The sequence below is a fragment of the Paenibacillus ottowii genome, assembly GCF_006874425.1.
GTDB classification, from domain to species: Bacteria; Bacillota; Bacilli; order Paenibacillales; family Paenibacillaceae; genus Paenibacillus; species Paenibacillus ottowii.
The window spans coordinates 445,874-460,378 of record NZ_VIJZ01000001.1 but is presented as its reverse complement, the minus strand read 5'-3'; the positions used below and the strand labels follow the sequence as shown (position 1 = coordinate 460,378).

Annotated in this window: 11 protein-coding genes and 1 riboswitch; of the genes, 6 read left to right on the top strand and 5 right to left on the bottom strand. The window is 46.4% G+C overall.

The window, feature by feature from the left end:
- The first annotated feature begins 30 nt into the window (after positions 1-30).
- The 4 genes from FKV70_RS02120 (at position 31) to FKV70_RS02105 (ending at position 5,246) form a co-directional block, all read left to right on the top strand.
- On the top strand, positions 31-954 hold the full coding sequence (locus FKV70_RS02120) for an ABC transporter ATP-binding protein (protein ID WP_142611696.1): 924 nt from the start codon (positions 31-33) through the stop codon (positions 952-954).
- Entirely contained in the window at positions 947-1,639 is a 693-nt protein-coding gene (locus FKV70_RS02115; RefSeq protein WP_142611695.1) for an ABC transporter permease, read from the top strand. The genes FKV70_RS02120 and FKV70_RS02115 overlap by 8 nt, the downstream gene beginning before the upstream one ends.
- 77 nt (positions 1,640-1,716) lie before the next feature.
- A riboswitch (FMN riboswitch) is annotated at positions 1,717-1,861 on the top strand.
- A gap of 170 nt (positions 1,862-2,031) precedes the next feature.
- A complete protein-coding gene (locus tag FKV70_RS02110; RefSeq protein WP_142611694.1) occupies positions 2,032-2,982 on the top strand; it encodes a DMT family transporter in 951 nt (316 codons plus the stop codon).
- Between the two features lie 233 nt (positions 2,983-3,215).
- Complete coding sequence (locus tag FKV70_RS02105; protein WP_142611693.1) at positions 3,216-5,246, top strand: methyl-accepting chemotaxis protein; 2,031 nt, start codon at positions 3,216-3,218, stop codon at positions 5,244-5,246.
- A 140-nt stretch (positions 5,247-5,386) separates the two neighbouring features.
- On the opposite strand, the gene FKV70_RS02100 is transcribed toward FKV70_RS02105, so the two are convergent.
- Positions 5,387-6,868, bottom strand: coding sequence for a carboxylesterase/lipase family protein (locus FKV70_RS02100; protein WP_142611692.1), 1,482 nt, complete (start codon positions 6,866-6,868; stop codon positions 5,387-5,389).
- 152 nt (positions 6,869-7,020) lie between these two features.
- Positions 7,021-7,584 carry a GbsR/MarR family transcriptional regulator gene (locus FKV70_RS02095; protein ID WP_063207928.1) on the bottom strand — a complete coding sequence of 188 codons (564 nt, stop codon included), beginning with the start codon at positions 7,582-7,584 and terminating at the stop codon, positions 7,021-7,023.
- Between the two features lie 514 nt (positions 7,585-8,098).
- Between FKV70_RS02095 and FKV70_RS02090 the strand changes: the two genes are divergently transcribed.
- Both FKV70_RS02090 and FKV70_RS02085 read left to right on the top strand, forming a co-directional pair.
- Entirely contained in the window at positions 8,099-9,322 is a 1,224-nt protein-coding gene (locus FKV70_RS02090; protein ID WP_142611691.1) for a quaternary amine ABC transporter ATP-binding protein, read from the top strand.
- Entirely contained in the window at positions 9,297-11,066 is a 1,770-nt protein-coding gene (locus tag FKV70_RS02085) for a glycine betaine ABC transporter substrate-binding protein (protein WP_142611690.1), read from the top strand. The genes FKV70_RS02090 and FKV70_RS02085 overlap by 26 nt, the downstream gene beginning before the upstream one ends.
- 102 nt (positions 11,067-11,168) lie before the next feature.
- Here FKV70_RS02085 and FKV70_RS02080 read toward each other — a convergent pair whose 3' ends face one another.
- The 3 genes from FKV70_RS02080 to FKV70_RS02070 are packed head-to-tail and all read right to left on the bottom strand — an operon-like array spanning position 11,169 to position 14,367.
- The gene (locus FKV70_RS02080; RefSeq protein ID WP_142611689.1) at positions 11,169-12,392 is read right to left on the bottom strand and encodes an ABC transporter permease; all 1,224 of its coding nucleotides are present in this window, start codon (positions 12,390-12,392) and stop codon (positions 11,169-11,171) included.
- A gap of 1 nt (position 12,393) precedes the next feature.
- A complete protein-coding gene (locus FKV70_RS02075; RefSeq protein WP_064795419.1) occupies positions 12,394-13,758 on the bottom strand; it encodes an HlyD family secretion protein in 1,365 nt (454 codons plus the stop codon).
- 24 nt (positions 13,759-13,782) lie between these two features.
- Entirely contained in the window at positions 13,783-14,367 is a 585-nt protein-coding gene (locus FKV70_RS02070; protein ID WP_063207916.1) for a TetR/AcrR family transcriptional regulator, read from the bottom strand.
- Positions 14,368-14,505: the final 138 nt, after the last annotated feature.

Genomic DNA, 14,505 nt, shown 5'->3' with positions numbered 1-14,505 from the left:
ATATCAACAGCATACGAAGGGAGAACACCCATGACTTACATAGTACGTACACATCAGCTGACCAAAGCCATGAAGGGCAATGAAATTATAGCAGGGGTCAATATGAATGTGCGCAAGGGGGAAACCTATGGCTTTCTCGGTCCCAATGGAGCGGGCAAGACAACCATGATGAAAATGATTACTAATCTGCTCAAGCCGACCTCGGGGGAGATTGAATTGTTCGGTGAAAAGCTAACGCCACAGTCTTATCATCTGCTCGGACGAATGGGTTCGATTATTGAATATCCTATTTTTTATGACAGGCTGACGGCTCAGCAAAATCTCGAGCTTCATTGTGAATACATGGGCTATTATAATAAGCAGGCTGTCCGGGATGCACTGGAATTAGTGAACTTGCGGAATGCAGGTGACAAGCCGGTAAAAGACTTTTCACTAGGAATGAAGCAGCGTCTCGGGATTGCCCGAGCCATTGCGACCAAGCCGGAGCTACTCATTTTGGATGAACCGATTAATGGTCTAGACCCGGTAGGAATCAAGGAAATTCGGCAGTTATTCCATATGCTATGCAAAGAATATGGGATGACGCTGCTTGTGTCCAGTCATATTTTAGCGGAAATTGAGCAGATTGCGGATACGATAGGGGTAATTAATCACGGACGGCTGATCGAGGAAGTTTCGATGGAACAGGTACGGGATGCCAATACGGAATATATCGAATTTACGACCAACGATTGTAAAAAGGCAGCCTACATCCTTTCCCATCACCTGAGTCTAAATAATATAAAGGTGCTTAATGAACAGAGTATACGTATTTACGATACTAGTGTACCACAGAAGCAAATTACGAAAACGCTCATTTTAAATGATGTAGAGGTCGATTCCATTCATCAGAAAAACAGTACGCTGGAAGACTACTTTTTACGTCTGTTACATGGAGGGGATCACCATGCTTAAATTGATACAGTTGGAGATGAAAAAGTTTCATCTAGCGGGTTACATCCGTTCAGCGCTGATCGCCAACGCCTGCATTCTAGGGTTGCTTAGTACTATTGCGCTGGACAGCCACATTGAAGGAGTACCCGAATTTACACAGTACGCTCAGCTTCTCGATCTCATGGACAATATGGTAAGGGCCACGTTTATTGTATTTGCCTCCGTCCTGCTATGCCGTTTTATCGTAGGAGAATTTAAATCCAAATCGATTACAATCTTGTTCATGTATCCGATTCATCGCCAAAAGCTAATGATCGCCAAGCTCTTGATTGTGCTGCTGTTTACGTTCTTGTCTATTGTAATATCGGAAATCATCATTACGGCTGCGATTCATTTGCTTAACCAGTTTGTCATAATTGTACCGGATAAGCTTACTTTTTCCATACTAGCCGACCAATCAGCGCGCACGCTAATCAATGCCGTTGCCGCCAGCTTTATGGGACTAGTTCCGCTGTATATGGGAATGCGAAGATACTCTGTACCCACGACCATTGTGACCTCGATTCTGATTGTAGCATTGCTTTTCTCCAATAATCACGGTGCTACCCTTAGCTCCATTGCTCCCGTGCAAATCAGTTTTTCTGTGCTGGGCATGCTTGTGGCTTATGCAGCCATTCGGCGCATTGAGTATAAGGATATTGCCTAGTAATAATATACACACATTTTTCACTGGACTTCATTCTAAAACAGGTATATCCTATAGGAGAAATTAAAAAACGGAATAAGGATCTTCGGGGTAGGGTGAGATTCCCAACCGGCGGTATGGCTCATGGAGCTAAGCCCGCGACTCTGTATCTGGCAACAGGATACGGACTGATTTGGTGAGATGCCAAAGCCGACGGTAAAGTCCGGATGGAAGAAGATCGAAGTAGGAACATGCCGCAAAGTCGATGAATACTGCATTATGGTTGTGCAGTGGCTTCATTTAACTTGCATAAAGCGGCAAGTTTATTTGATCAACCCCCGTCTTGCATGGCCTTCGCCATGGACGGGGGTTTTTGTGCCACCGGTCCTGTATTCGCAAGGAGCTAATTAAGAATGAGTCAATCATCAACTGTACTATCATCCAAAAGTTTTGATCGTAGCTCCCACATGAAAAGCGGTTTTTGGCTAGTCGCCATTGGAGCGGCCTTGTGGGGCGCAGATCCGCTGTTTCGTATTATTTTGCTAAAATCATTCACTTCAGCACAAATCGTACTGATGGAGCATGTACTGCTCTTTATCGCTCTGACACCGATGCTGTGGAAGCATCGCGAGGAGCTCAAAACGATCCGCTTTCGTCAAGTTATCGCTATTTTGTTTGTCTCGTGGGGCGGCTCGGCACTAGCCAGTGTGATTTTCACCATGGCACTCAGCAACGGTGATCTGAATGCAGTTCTTTTGCTCCAGAAGCTTCAGCCATTGGTCGCTATTATTCTGGCCCGCGTGATATTGAAGGAAATGTTGCCGCGTCATTTTGGACTATTAATTGTCATCGCTCTGTTCGGGACCTATCTTCTGACCTTCGGTTGGTCGCTTCCCTTTGGGCATGTTCATGATTTTGTTCACGTTGGTAGTTTGCTTGCACTGGGTGCAGCAGTTCTGTGGGGCGGCTCGACCGTTATGGGCAGCTACTTGCTTCGTTCGATGAAATATGAGACGGTAACCTCTCTCCGCTTCATGGTGGCGCTCCCTCTGCTCATTGTCCTCACCTCTGTGGAGCATGCTCCGTGGAATATGCCCACAGGTACATGGGCGGGCGCTGCTGTAATTATTAACTTGCTGCTGCAGGCATTGCTTCCGGGTCTTCTCAGCTTATTACTGTACTACAAAGGCTTAAGTACAACCAAAGCTTCTTATGCTACAATGGCAGAATTGAGCTTTCCCATGGTTGGTGTCGTGATTAACTGGATCGCTTTTCAGCAAATCGTTACCGTAGCGCAATTGACTGGTTTTATGCTGATCTGGATCACACTCTTTATAATTTCTCGTCAACAGAAAAATGAATAGCATGATCCCCTTTCATGCTCACCCAAGCCAAATCGTGAAGATGCTTTTGCATCTCCGATTTGGCTTTTTATGTATTTATATTCATATTTCGATTAGTCCTTAAGAACTATTTTTCAAAAAAAGTACCTAAAACATGCCTTGATTCCTCACTTTTCAAGATTACATCTATAAAATTAGTCGATTTCTGTCGAATAAAACAATGTAGTGACCATCAGACACAGAGGAGAAAAAACATGACTAAAGAAAAACAAACAGTTCCGTGGTGGAACAGGTTTCTCAAGCAGTTTTATTTAATGAGGACAAAATTAATCATTTCTTTTTTGGCTGTGTTATTGATTCCGAGCTTACTTATTGGATACTTTTCTTATCAGGGGGCTACGACACAGCTCAGTCAGCAAATGGCTAATTCCGTATACACGAATCTGTATCTGATCCAAAGCAATGTTAATCAGTATGTATCCCCGATCATGAAGGACGTGGACGTCCTTACCAGTGAAATCCAAGCTGATTCCATTGGTTCCGATCAAGAAGCCCTTCAGAAAAAATTGGATGACATCGTCAAAGCTCATCCTGAGTTAGATGCCGCGCTCCTCGGCAATGCGAAAGGAGAATATATCCGTTCTCCGCTAAAAAAGGAGGCTGATTATGATCCTAGGGAGAGAAAATGGTACAAAAACGCGATGCTACATAAGGGCAACATATTTGTCGGTGTTCCAGTTGCCAGCGTTACGACAGGGAACTTAGTAGTTAATGTATCGGCAACGCTGAAGAACGGTGAAGGGGCTGTTGCATTGGCTTTGAATCTGGACAAGATGGGGGACAGTCTGCAGTCTGTTAAGATAGGCGAACGCGGAGGACTCATCATTGTTGATTCTGACCATAAGGTTGTATCTGGAGCTGGAGCAGCCTTTGACAAGACAGGCAAAAAACCGGCTGACACCATGGAGGGACTTCCCAAAGTGGCGGCAACCGGGGAAAATAATATTCCTTCCGTGTCGCAAATTCAATTTATGAAGCGGGACGTGCAGGCCTTTACACTTAAGGACCCGCTCACCGGCTGGGACATTGTCGCACTGTCAGATCTGGAGGATTACAGTGATGCAGCTCAGCCAATTCTGAAGCAAAGCCTGATTGTAATTGTTATTTCCATACTGGCTGCTGCGATCATCATTGTGCTCATGGTTCGCTCGTTCCTGATCCCACTCAAGAAGCTACAAGCAGGAACAAGGATCGTGCGTGACGGCAATCTGACCGAACGTGTAAATCTATCTAGGAAGGACGAATTCGGCGAGCTGGCACAGAATTTTGACCAGATGACACATTCCTTACATATGATGGTCTCCGAGGTCAACCAAACGTCCTCCCGACTTGCATCCTCTTCCCTGGTAATCAAGGAGAGCACAGAGCAAACGACGGAGTCCGTACAACATGTAGCGGAAACGGTTATGGAATCCGCAGAAAATGCAGCGACCAGCGCCGAAGCATCCGAGCAAACCGCTAATGCCGTTGAAGAAATGGCGAAGGGTGTCAGCACGATTGCTGAATCGGCAAGCTCTATCGTGGATTCAGCTGGAGAAACCGAGCAAGACGTAGCTCAAGGTAGTCAAATGATCAGCCATGTGCGGACACAAATGGACCGCATTCTGGAGGCGGTAAGCCAAACGGCTAGTCTGATGGATGAGCTATCCCAGCTCTCGGACGATGCCAAGCAAATGAATTCGGCTATAGCCGCCATTGCTAAGCAAACTAATTTGTTGTCCCTAAACGCATCTATTGAAGCCTCTAGAGCTGGCGAAGCTGGGCGTGGATTTGCAGTAGTCGCTATAGAGGTACGCAAGCTGTCGGAACAGTCCAAGGAAAGCGCCGATTCGATCAGTCAGATTATTACGCAGATGCTCGACTTGATTCAACGCTCTACCGCCACGATGAACGGTAATGTTCGTAATCAGGTAGGTGAGGGATTGCGAATTAGTCAGGACGCAGAAGGTGCATTCGCGAATATTGAACGCTCTACTTCTCATATCGTGGAACAAATTCAAAGCGTATCCGCTGCTGCTGAACAAATCTCAGCCAGCACAGAGGAGGTTTCTGCCACTGTTACCCATTTGGCAAGCCTATCCCGCAATTCGGCGGACAGTTCGCAGACAACCTCCGCTGCCGCTCAGGAGCAAATGGCAGCCATGGAGGAGATCGCATCTTCCTCACAGGAGTTGTCCAAAATGGCTCAGGATCTGCAAGGGCTTGTTAAGCGATTCAAGATTTAACCTCTACACTGCATGATTTAAGTTTCATGCAAACAAGCATAATGAGTGCCACATCTGTTTACTCACAAAAGCCTTCATCCGTATACAAAATACGGGTGAAGGCTTTTTCGTTAATCATTTCGACCATGTCTCGTATTTACCTATATGCTCATCTGCCCTGTTAGCTGGCGGCGTCTATCCCCTTCCGGATCATGTTCCACCATAATATCCTGATGAAAAATAGCTGTGGCTCGCTGTTGCCTGTTATATTCCGGCCATACCCTCTCAGGCAGCATGGGCTCCCCAGCACGTGCAAAAGCAACCCACGCCTGCTGCATATGATGAGCGAGCTTCTGCATCGAAGGCTGAATCTCTAATCCAAGCTTGCCCAGCAGCTCCAGATTGTCGAAAACAAAAGCAATCTCTGCACCGTGAACCGCTTGTCCGAAAGTTGGATGTCCCGGCAGTGTCCAATCAAAACGATACATCCATACCGAGGCATACTCCGACTGTGCAGCGGCAAGAGCCAACGCAGGACGCCAGAAAATGAAATCGGTCAGCATTTGTGCCTGTCCCTTAATCGTAACTGGAAATGCTTCAATCAGGTCGCCAATGTCAGACATGCCTGTCATCATTTCCAATGCCTGACATGCTGTTGACCTGTTCATAAGATGGGATTCTTTACGGATGAAATAATCCCCCTCATGCAAGTTCGTTCCAATCATAACGGATACCCGTTTGGCAGAGCCTTGGGCAATTGCCGACAGTGGGACATCCGGCAAGGTGACTCCATCTACAACGGGTTGATAAATCATCGCCATCCCTGGTCCGATGACTTCATGCGTTTTCGCCATAGCGAGCATCAACGCATCTGTCGGCAACGTAAACAATCGCTCAGGATGCTGAGTGTCTACACCCAGTTGCTGTAAATAGACAGCCGCCACTTGCTCGGCCTGTGCAGTTGGCAACACCTGCGATGCCCCGCTCTGCAAAATTGCACGCTGGAATAGCCCCTCAGCGGCTGGCATCGCCAATAAAGCGGCAATACTCATCGCGCCTGCCGATTCACCGAACACCGTTACTTCATCCGGGTTGCCGCCAAAGGCAGAAATATGATCCCTAACCCATTTCAGCGCAGCGATTTGATCCAGCAAGCCGGCATTTGAGGTCAGCCCATTTCCCTTTGGAGTTAAATGCAAAAATCCTAACGGCCCTAACCGATAATTGATCGTAACTACAACCACATCGCCATTCTTCGCCATGCGCTCCCCGTCATATAAAGGGATGATCCCAGATCCAGTGACAAAGGCACCGCCATGGATCCACACCATCACTGGGCGTCCCTTCTCAGGAGCCTTTGAAGCAGGTGTCCAAATGTTCAGGTACAAACAATCCTCGGACTGCTCTGGCGGTTCCACCAGATTTCCGGTCATACTTTCAGCGGAGGGCATGGGTTGCGGACAAATAGGTCCGAAACTCGTCGCATCCCGTACACCCTCCCAAGGTTCCAACGGCTGCGGTCCGTGAAAGCGTAGTTTGCCAACAGGAGGCTGTGCATATGGAATACCTCTCCATACATGATACCCATTCCTCGTTTCCCCACGTAATTGACCTAAACGAGTATGTACTATACTACTTTCCATCATGAACCCTCCTTTATCTCATATGTTCAACAGAACGGTAGAATATCACTCTTTACATATCTCTATTATACCCTCTGCGCAGGGCCAAACCAAAAAATACCGGAAGCGCTTTTGCGCTCCGGCATTTTGTAGACAGGTCAGTCGGTTCGTGATTAATCCCGAACCTCTTCTTTCGGAATCAGCTTGTAAATTTCTTCGCTTTCCATCGAATCAATCAATCGGTCCAGCCACTTGTAATAAGCAACAGCCTGCTTCATTTTCAAACGGTCTTGCTGAAGAATCGCCTTGAATTCCTCGTATTCCTCACCCTGCGCCATCAATTTGTCCAGTTCATCGATGGCTTTGCGAAGTACCAATAAATTTGTTTCTACTGCTTTTCTCCATTTAATAGCGAAGAAGTCAGTAAATGTTTGATACCAGTCATACTCGACCTCATACAAATCCTTGCGTGAGCCTTTGCTCCATACCTTGTTCACCATTTTCAGGTCCAACAACGTTCGAACTCCTGTACTCATGCTCGTTTTGCTCATTTCCATTTCACGGCCCATCTCGTCCAGCGTCATCGGTTTATCCGCAAAAAAAAGCAAACCGTACAAATGTCCCGCAGACAGAGTGATTCCATATAGGTCCATGTTTTTACCTATAGCTTCTATGACACGTTTGCGAATTTTTTGCAGCGAAGCCTGCTGCTCATCACCTAACTGGTACAAGCTCATGCTTGCAACCTCCTAATTTTAGAGCATTTTGCACAACCTAGTATGAACGACTTACCCGTTAAGGATTAGCTTTGACGCAATATATGAAATCTTTCAATAATCAATGAAATGTTTCAAAAGCAAAGCTTCTGTCTATATTACAACAGCATGATCGTTCAAAATCATAATTCGCAAAATTGCTAATGATAGTAAACTTTTAAAATTATGGATATACATAGATCTTTTTCTTATGGTCATATTTCATTGTCTATTTTAAAAAAAGCACTATCGGTTGTAAAGTTTCGAATGTTTGAGCATTCTAAAGAACGAGGGAGCATATTGAAGGAAAGTTTGTACAGTTTTTTCTGTACGTACTTTATGAACAGTTTTTTTATTTGAAATGTAAGCAATGCTTCTGTTACAATTATTTTTGTCATTAACCGTTCAGGATGTACAGAATTATGATTTTTATACTCAATCCATCATGCAATATGGGGTTAATACCAAGCAAAGTATAGAAAGAAGAGGTGTATGTATGACGATTTTGGAAGTCAAAAATGTCAGCAAACTCTTTGGTCCTCACGCAGAGCAAGGTGTTCCGCTCCTGGAGCAAGGCTGGGGCAAAGAAAAGCTGGCCAAAGAAAAACAGATTACTGTTGGTGTGAATCGGGCCAACATGGAAATTAAGCAAGGTGAAATTTTCGTAATTATGGGGTTATCAGGTAGCGGCAAGTCCACTTTGGTGCGAATGCTAAATCGCTTGATTGAGCCTACCTCCGGTGAGATTCTGGTCCACGGCAAAGATCTTCGTAAGATGAACAAAGAACAGCTCCGCGAAGTTCGTCGTAAAACCATCAGCATGGTTTTTCAAAAGTTCGCCCTGTTCCCACATCGGACTGTATTGGAAAATGTAGAATATGGTCTTGAAATTCAAAAGGTAGATAAAGCACAGCGCCAGGAAAAGGCACAACAAGCATTGGAACTGGTTGGTCTTAAAAACTGGGGCGATAAAATGCCCGATGAGTTGAGTGGCGGTATGCAGCAGCGTGTCGGCCTTGCACGGGCACTGGCGAATGACCCTGAAGTTCTCCTGATGGATGAAGCATTCAGCGCATTGGACCCTCTCATTCGTCGTGACATGCAAGATGAGTTGCTGGAGCTCCAAGATAAAATGAAAAAAACGATTGTCTTTATCACCCATGACCTGGATGAAGCGCTGCGGATTGGTGACCGGATTGCCTTGATGCGGGACGGAGTAGTCGTACAAATTGGTACACCGGAAGAAATTATGATCCAACCAGCTAACTCTTATGTAGCCCGCTTCGTCGAGGATGTGGATCTGTCCAAGGTTTTGACGGCTGCTCATGTCATGCTTCGTCCAGAAACCATCACGATGGACCGTGGTCCGCGTGTAGCTCTGGAATTGATGCGGGAGCGTGGGATTTCCAATCTCTTCGTCATTGACCGCACCAAAAAGCTTCTGGGTGTAATTAATGCCGAGGATGCTGTTCATGCACTGCGCAACAATTTGAAGATTGAAGATATTTTGATCACGGACGGCCCGCAGGTGACCGCTGAAACGGTCATTAATGATCTCTTTGAAATTACAAGCTCGTCCAAGGTGCCACTGGCTGTCGTCGATGACAAGCAGAAGTTGCTGGGCGTTATCGTCCGTGGAGCTCTACTAGGTGCACTAAGTGGAGATGTACCTACTACAAAGGAGGTGAATGCCCATGATACCGAAACTGCCAATCGCTGAGTGGATTCAATCCATTGTAGACTGGATGGGTATTCATCTGGCTGGATTGTTTAATGTTATTTCTTCGGTTATTGAAGCCGTAGTTGGCTTCTTCTCTGGCTTGTTTATGCTTCCGCACCCTCTGGTGTTCATCGTGATCATCGGGATTATCGCCTTTATGATTGGGCGGGTACAGCTTACACTGTTTACTGTCATCGGCTTCCTGCTGATTGATAATCTCGGCTATTGGAGTGAAACGATGAATACGCTCGGACTGGTCATCACGTCTGCGCTCGTATCCATTGTTATCGGGATTCCGATCGGAATCTGGTGTGCATACAGTAAATCAGCATCACGTATTATCACGCCTTTACTTGATTTTATGCAGACGATGCCTGCGTTCGTGTACTTGCTCCCGGCGGTTACCTTTTTCAGCCTGGGTGTTGTACCGGGTGTGATCGCATCAGTTATTTTTGCGATCCCCCCAACCATTCGCATGACCAACTTGGGGATTATGCAAGTATCGGATGAGCTGGTTGAAGCCTCTGATGCATTTGGTTCAACATCGGCGCAAAAGCTGTTTAAAGTACAGTTGCCACTGGCATTGCCTACCTTAATGGCTGGTATTAATCAGACGATTATGCTGTCACTGTCCATGGTTGTTATTGCCTCCATGATCGGTGCGGAAGGTATCGGTGCAGTTGTGTATCGTGCTGTAACTCAGCTACAAATCGGTAAAGGTTTTGAAGCTGGCTTGGCTGTCGTCGTTCTGGCTATTGTGCTTGACCGCTTTACGCAAAACCTGTTTAAGCCGACGAAGAAAGGCAAAAGTCGTGTATCCAGCAAGCAAAAAGTATGGATCACCTCAGCAGTTACAGCAGTCATTTTGATCGCTGGCGCATCTCAATACTTTGTTGGAACAGATCATTCCGCTGCTGGCAAAGGCAGTGCACCTGCCAATACGGTTGGCACAGAGGTTGGTTATAAAATTATCGGTATTGATCCCGGGGCTGGCATTATGAAGTCAACGGCTAAAGCCATTCAAGACTACAACTTGTCTGATTGGAAGCTAGTCGAGGGTTCCGGTGCAGCCATGACGGCCACGCTGGACAAAGCCATCAAGGCGAAAAAACCGATCATTATTACAGGCTGGACTCCTCACTGGATGTTCAACAAATATGATCTCAAATATTTGGAAGACCCTAAGAAGTCTTATGGTGAAGCTGAGGGTATCCATACGATTGCCCGCAAAGGATTGCAGCAGGATGCTCCCATTGCTTATGAGTTTCTAAAACGTTTCAAATGGACGTCCGAAGATATGGGTGAAATGATGGTTGCCATCCAGGCCGGAACCAGTCCAGAACAAGCTGCCAAAGATTGGGCAGAGAAACATGCCGACAAGGTAAAGGAATGGACTCAGGGTCTGCAACCTGTCAACGGTGACACCTTTAAGCTAAGCTATGTAGCTTGGGATTCGGAAATTGCAAGTACTAATTTGCTGAAATATATAATGGAAAACAAACTGGGTTACAAAGTAACCGCACTGCAAGTTGAAGCAGGTCCTATGTGGACGGGTGTCGCTAGTGGTGATATAGACGCCTCCCCAGCTGCATGGCTGCCGTTAACACATGCGGATTACTGGGCTAAATACAAAGATAAGCTCGACGATCTGGGTGCGAATATGACTGGTGTTAAAACCGGGTTGGTTGTTCCAGCTTATATGAACGTTAAATCCATTACTGAATTGCAGGATAACGGAGCCTAAACGGCTCCGGCTTCTTTCGCTATTTATACCATACTAATAAGTAAAAGGCAGATCAGGATTACTCCCGATCTGCCTTTTGAATATCCATATTTAAATTTGCTCTCAACCTTTAAGTGTGAACCCTTTTTGTACAGGCATTTCGGCTTGCTGCGCTGTCGTTTGATGCTGTCTAAAGAATAACGGATAGATCACGAAGGCCACCAGTAGACTCACACAACCAATGACACCTAGAGCGATCATATCTTTAAAGATGTATGTGATATCCAGTCCCTTGAGCGTAATGTTCCGTACAGCATCCAGATAATACGTCAGCGGCAATATCTCAGCAAGCCTCCGCAAGAAGCCGGGCATTGCTTCCAATGGCCACGTATAGCCTGACAGCATAAAGGAAGGAACAGCAATGAGCATCAAAGTTTGAGTTGCGTCTACTCTGGTCTTGGAAAAAAGACTGAACAGGAACCCTAATCCGCACAAGGCAAAGTTAAAGACCAGCGACACCAAAATCAATGGCAGTACCTGTCCCCTAAACGGAATATCGAAGCATAGGGCACTGATACTGAATACAGTCAGCACATTGAAAGCCCCTGCCGCATAATAGGGTGCCAGCTTGGCAATGGCCAAGCGCCAAGGAGTGTTTTTCCATGCGCCAAATCTTCCCCAAGTCCCTGCTTCCTTATCACGCGTGCAGGACAACGCAATACCAAGCAGCAAACACTGTTGGAGAGCCGCAGAAATAACCCCCAACGGCATAAATAGCTTATAATCATATACCGGGTTAAATAGCACCCTGGAGCGGAACGGGATGGTAGTCAGCGCCGAGGCAGCCTGTTCGGCGTTCATCCCCTTTTGCTTCATGGAATTGAGCGATACTCCAGCACTCACGCTACTAATGACCTGATTGGCTATTCGACTGGCACTATTGGAATACATCATATTACTGCCGTCAATCAGCGTAAGCACAGGTGGATTTTCTCCATGCTTAAGCCGAGTGGTAAAATTGTCGGGAATGACAATTCCGACCTTAGCTTCCCCAGTCTCCACCTGGCGAACTACATCATCCTGATTGGTCACTTGCCGTGTAACGGCAAATGAATCGGTCGCATCGAACGCCTGAATAATTTGGCGACTAAGCTGCGAATTATCGCCGTCATACACTGTGACAGGCATCTCGGTAATCCGCTGATGCGAATACAGGAAGCCGAACAGTATCGTATACACTATTGGTGTAATCAGCAGAATAGCCATAAAGCGGCGGTCGCGGAAGATACTCAGCCATTCCTCGCGAAACACATCGCGGATACGAAGTCTTTCTTGTGAATCCTGCATATTACTGCGCCCCTTTGCCTGTAAACAGAACCGTGGAGCCTGTTGGAACCGAAGCGGCAAGATCCGGCAATGCAACCTTCACACCAAAGGAACGGACATCCTTATCACCAGAGCTTTGGCTCGGTTTTTGAATAGCAAAGTCCGCAGCCGATTCTAACAGAATGACTTTGCCTTTCAACTCCTTGCCACCTGACAGTAATTTAACTTGGACTGTATCCCCTGCTTGAAGGCCGTGCAGAGACGTTTCCGGTACATAAAATTTAGCCCAACGCTGTGTAGATGTTTCAATGGTATAGACCGGGAATCCTGCGCTAGCCATCTCACCCAAGCTAAGCGACTTGGATTTGACGATCCCATCCTCAGGCGCACGTAGCGTAGTATAGCTCAAATAGGTCTGAGCCTCCTGTAGTGCAGCTTGCGCTTGGGCTACCTGTGCATTGGCACCTTCAACCGCAGATTGTGCCTGTTCTACCGTCGATTGCGCCGCCTTCACAGCGGACTGCGCTTGCTCTACCGAAGCCTGAGCAGCTTTGACATCTTCCTGTTGCACTGCAACCTTGCCTGCTCCTGCCTGTGCTTCTTTCACGGCAGCCAAGGCTTGACGGTATTGAGCTTCAGCCGCTGTAATTTCCTCCTTGCGGCTTCCCTCGCGTGCCATATCCAATTTTTGCGACTCTGCATTATACTTGGCCACTGCCTGTTGATGTTCCAATGTCGCTTGATCCAATGATGCCTGGGTTGCTGCACCGGCTTCTTGAAGCTTTTTGGCACGCTCCAGATTTTTAACAGTCAGGTCTAGCGTTTCCTTGGCCACCTTCACAGATGCTTGCAATTGCTCAAGCTCCTGCGGTCTTGCCCCGCTCTTGAGGGCATCCAGTTTTGCTTTGGCGGCGTTAGAAGCTGCTATGGCCTGTTCAATCTGGCTGGAGGAAGCCTCAGCGGTCACAGTGACTGCTGTCGCCCCCTGGCTCTTCTTGGCCTGAGCGGCACTCACAGTAGCCTGTGCCTGACCTACCCCTGCTTGAGCCTGCAATACGCTGGCTTTCGCTTTGGACACATTGCTTTTGGCTGCCAGCAATGCAGCCTGTGCTTGCTTCACCTTATCTTCCAGCTCACGGCTTTCCAAATGGGCGATCACCTGCCCTTTTTTTACCTTGTCGCCCTCTTTCACCAGCATCTGATCAATACGTCCTGCCATCTTAAAACTGGCGTTGAGCGTATCCGATTCTACATAAGCCGTAGGAATAGAAGAAGACTCATCTGCAGATAAGCTGGCGCTCCCTCGTGGGAATGCAGTCAAAGCATAGATTCCTACAGCAATTAAAACAATAAGTACGATGTAAATCGCATATTTTTTAGCTTTCATGTTCTCATCACTCCACCTGTCTATTTAATGTTGCATCCCCAGCGCGTTACATACAAATACCTCGATACTTTCGCGAACTTCCTGTGGATTCATCGTTTCGCCCCATACCATCGACCGCATTGGAGTAAAAATGTAAATGCCGAATAAACAATTTGCAGTCGTTTTTGCATCCAGCTTACTTGAAATTTTCCCATAGGACTTGCCGGAATCAATCTCTGCCTCCATAAAATCAAAATAGTCTGACAGCACCTGCCTAATATTAAAATGCTGTTCCTGTGAGACCCATCCCTTACTGACCAATAGACGACAAAAGTCCGGCTCTCTCCCGATAAACTCAATATGTACCTGGATCAGCTTGCGAACCCTGACTTCCACCTGATCCATGGGAATCTGAGCCATCGCTTCATGGATATCGTGGACAAAACGCTCCATCCCCATCTTCAAAATGTAAATATACAATTCTTGCTTGTTTTTAAAATTGTAGTATAGGGTTCCTTTGGCTATGCCACATACCTTAGCGATTTCCTCCATATTTGTTTCGTTAAAACCTCGTTCGGAAAAAGCTTTGAGTGCGCCGTTAAAAATAATTTCCTTTGTCTGCTGTTTCATGCTTCCTCCTTTTTTGAACTGACCGTCCAGTGCAAAAATTATGTATTTATTATAAGCCCATATTCAGTTATCCAGCAATAGGAAATGTGTAAAATTGACTATTTTAGACACTTCGTCTAAACGACTATTCTAAAATAA

Coding starts and splice junctions, on each gene's coding strand:
- FKV70_RS02120 (WP_142611696.1), top strand. CDS start 31: ATGACTTACATAGTACGTACACATCAGCTGACCAAAGCCATGAAGGGC.
- FKV70_RS02115 (WP_142611695.1), top strand. CDS start 947: ATGCTTAAATTGATACAGTTGGAGATGAAAAAGTTTCATCTAGCGGGT.
- FKV70_RS02110 (WP_142611694.1), top strand. CDS start 2,032: ATGAGTCAATCATCAACTGTACTATCATCCAAAAGTTTTGATCGTAGC.
- FKV70_RS02105 (WP_142611693.1), top strand. CDS start 3,216: ATGACTAAAGAAAAACAAACAGTTCCGTGGTGGAACAGGTTTCTCAAG.
- FKV70_RS02100 (WP_142611692.1), bottom strand. CDS start 6,868: ATGGAAAGTAGTATAGTACATACTCGTTTAGGTCAATTACGTGGGGAA.
- FKV70_RS02095 (WP_063207928.1), bottom strand. CDS start 7,584: ATGAGCTTGTACCAGTTAGGTGATGAGCAGCAGGCTTCGCTGCAAAAA.
- FKV70_RS02090 (WP_142611691.1), top strand. CDS start 8,099: ATGACGATTTTGGAAGTCAAAAATGTCAGCAAACTCTTTGGTCCTCAC.
- FKV70_RS02085 (WP_142611690.1), top strand. CDS start 9,297: ATGATACCGAAACTGCCAATCGCTGAGTGGATTCAATCCATTGTAGAC.
- FKV70_RS02080 (WP_142611689.1), bottom strand. CDS start 12,392: ATGCAGGATTCACAAGAAAGACTTCGTATCCGCGATGTGTTTCGCGAG.
- FKV70_RS02075 (WP_064795419.1), bottom strand. CDS start 13,758: ATGAAAGCTAAAAAATATGCGATTTACATCGTACTTATTGTTTTAATT.
- FKV70_RS02070 (WP_063207916.1), bottom strand. CDS start 14,367: ATGAAACAGCAGACAAAGGAAATTATTTTTAACGGCGCACTCAAAGCT.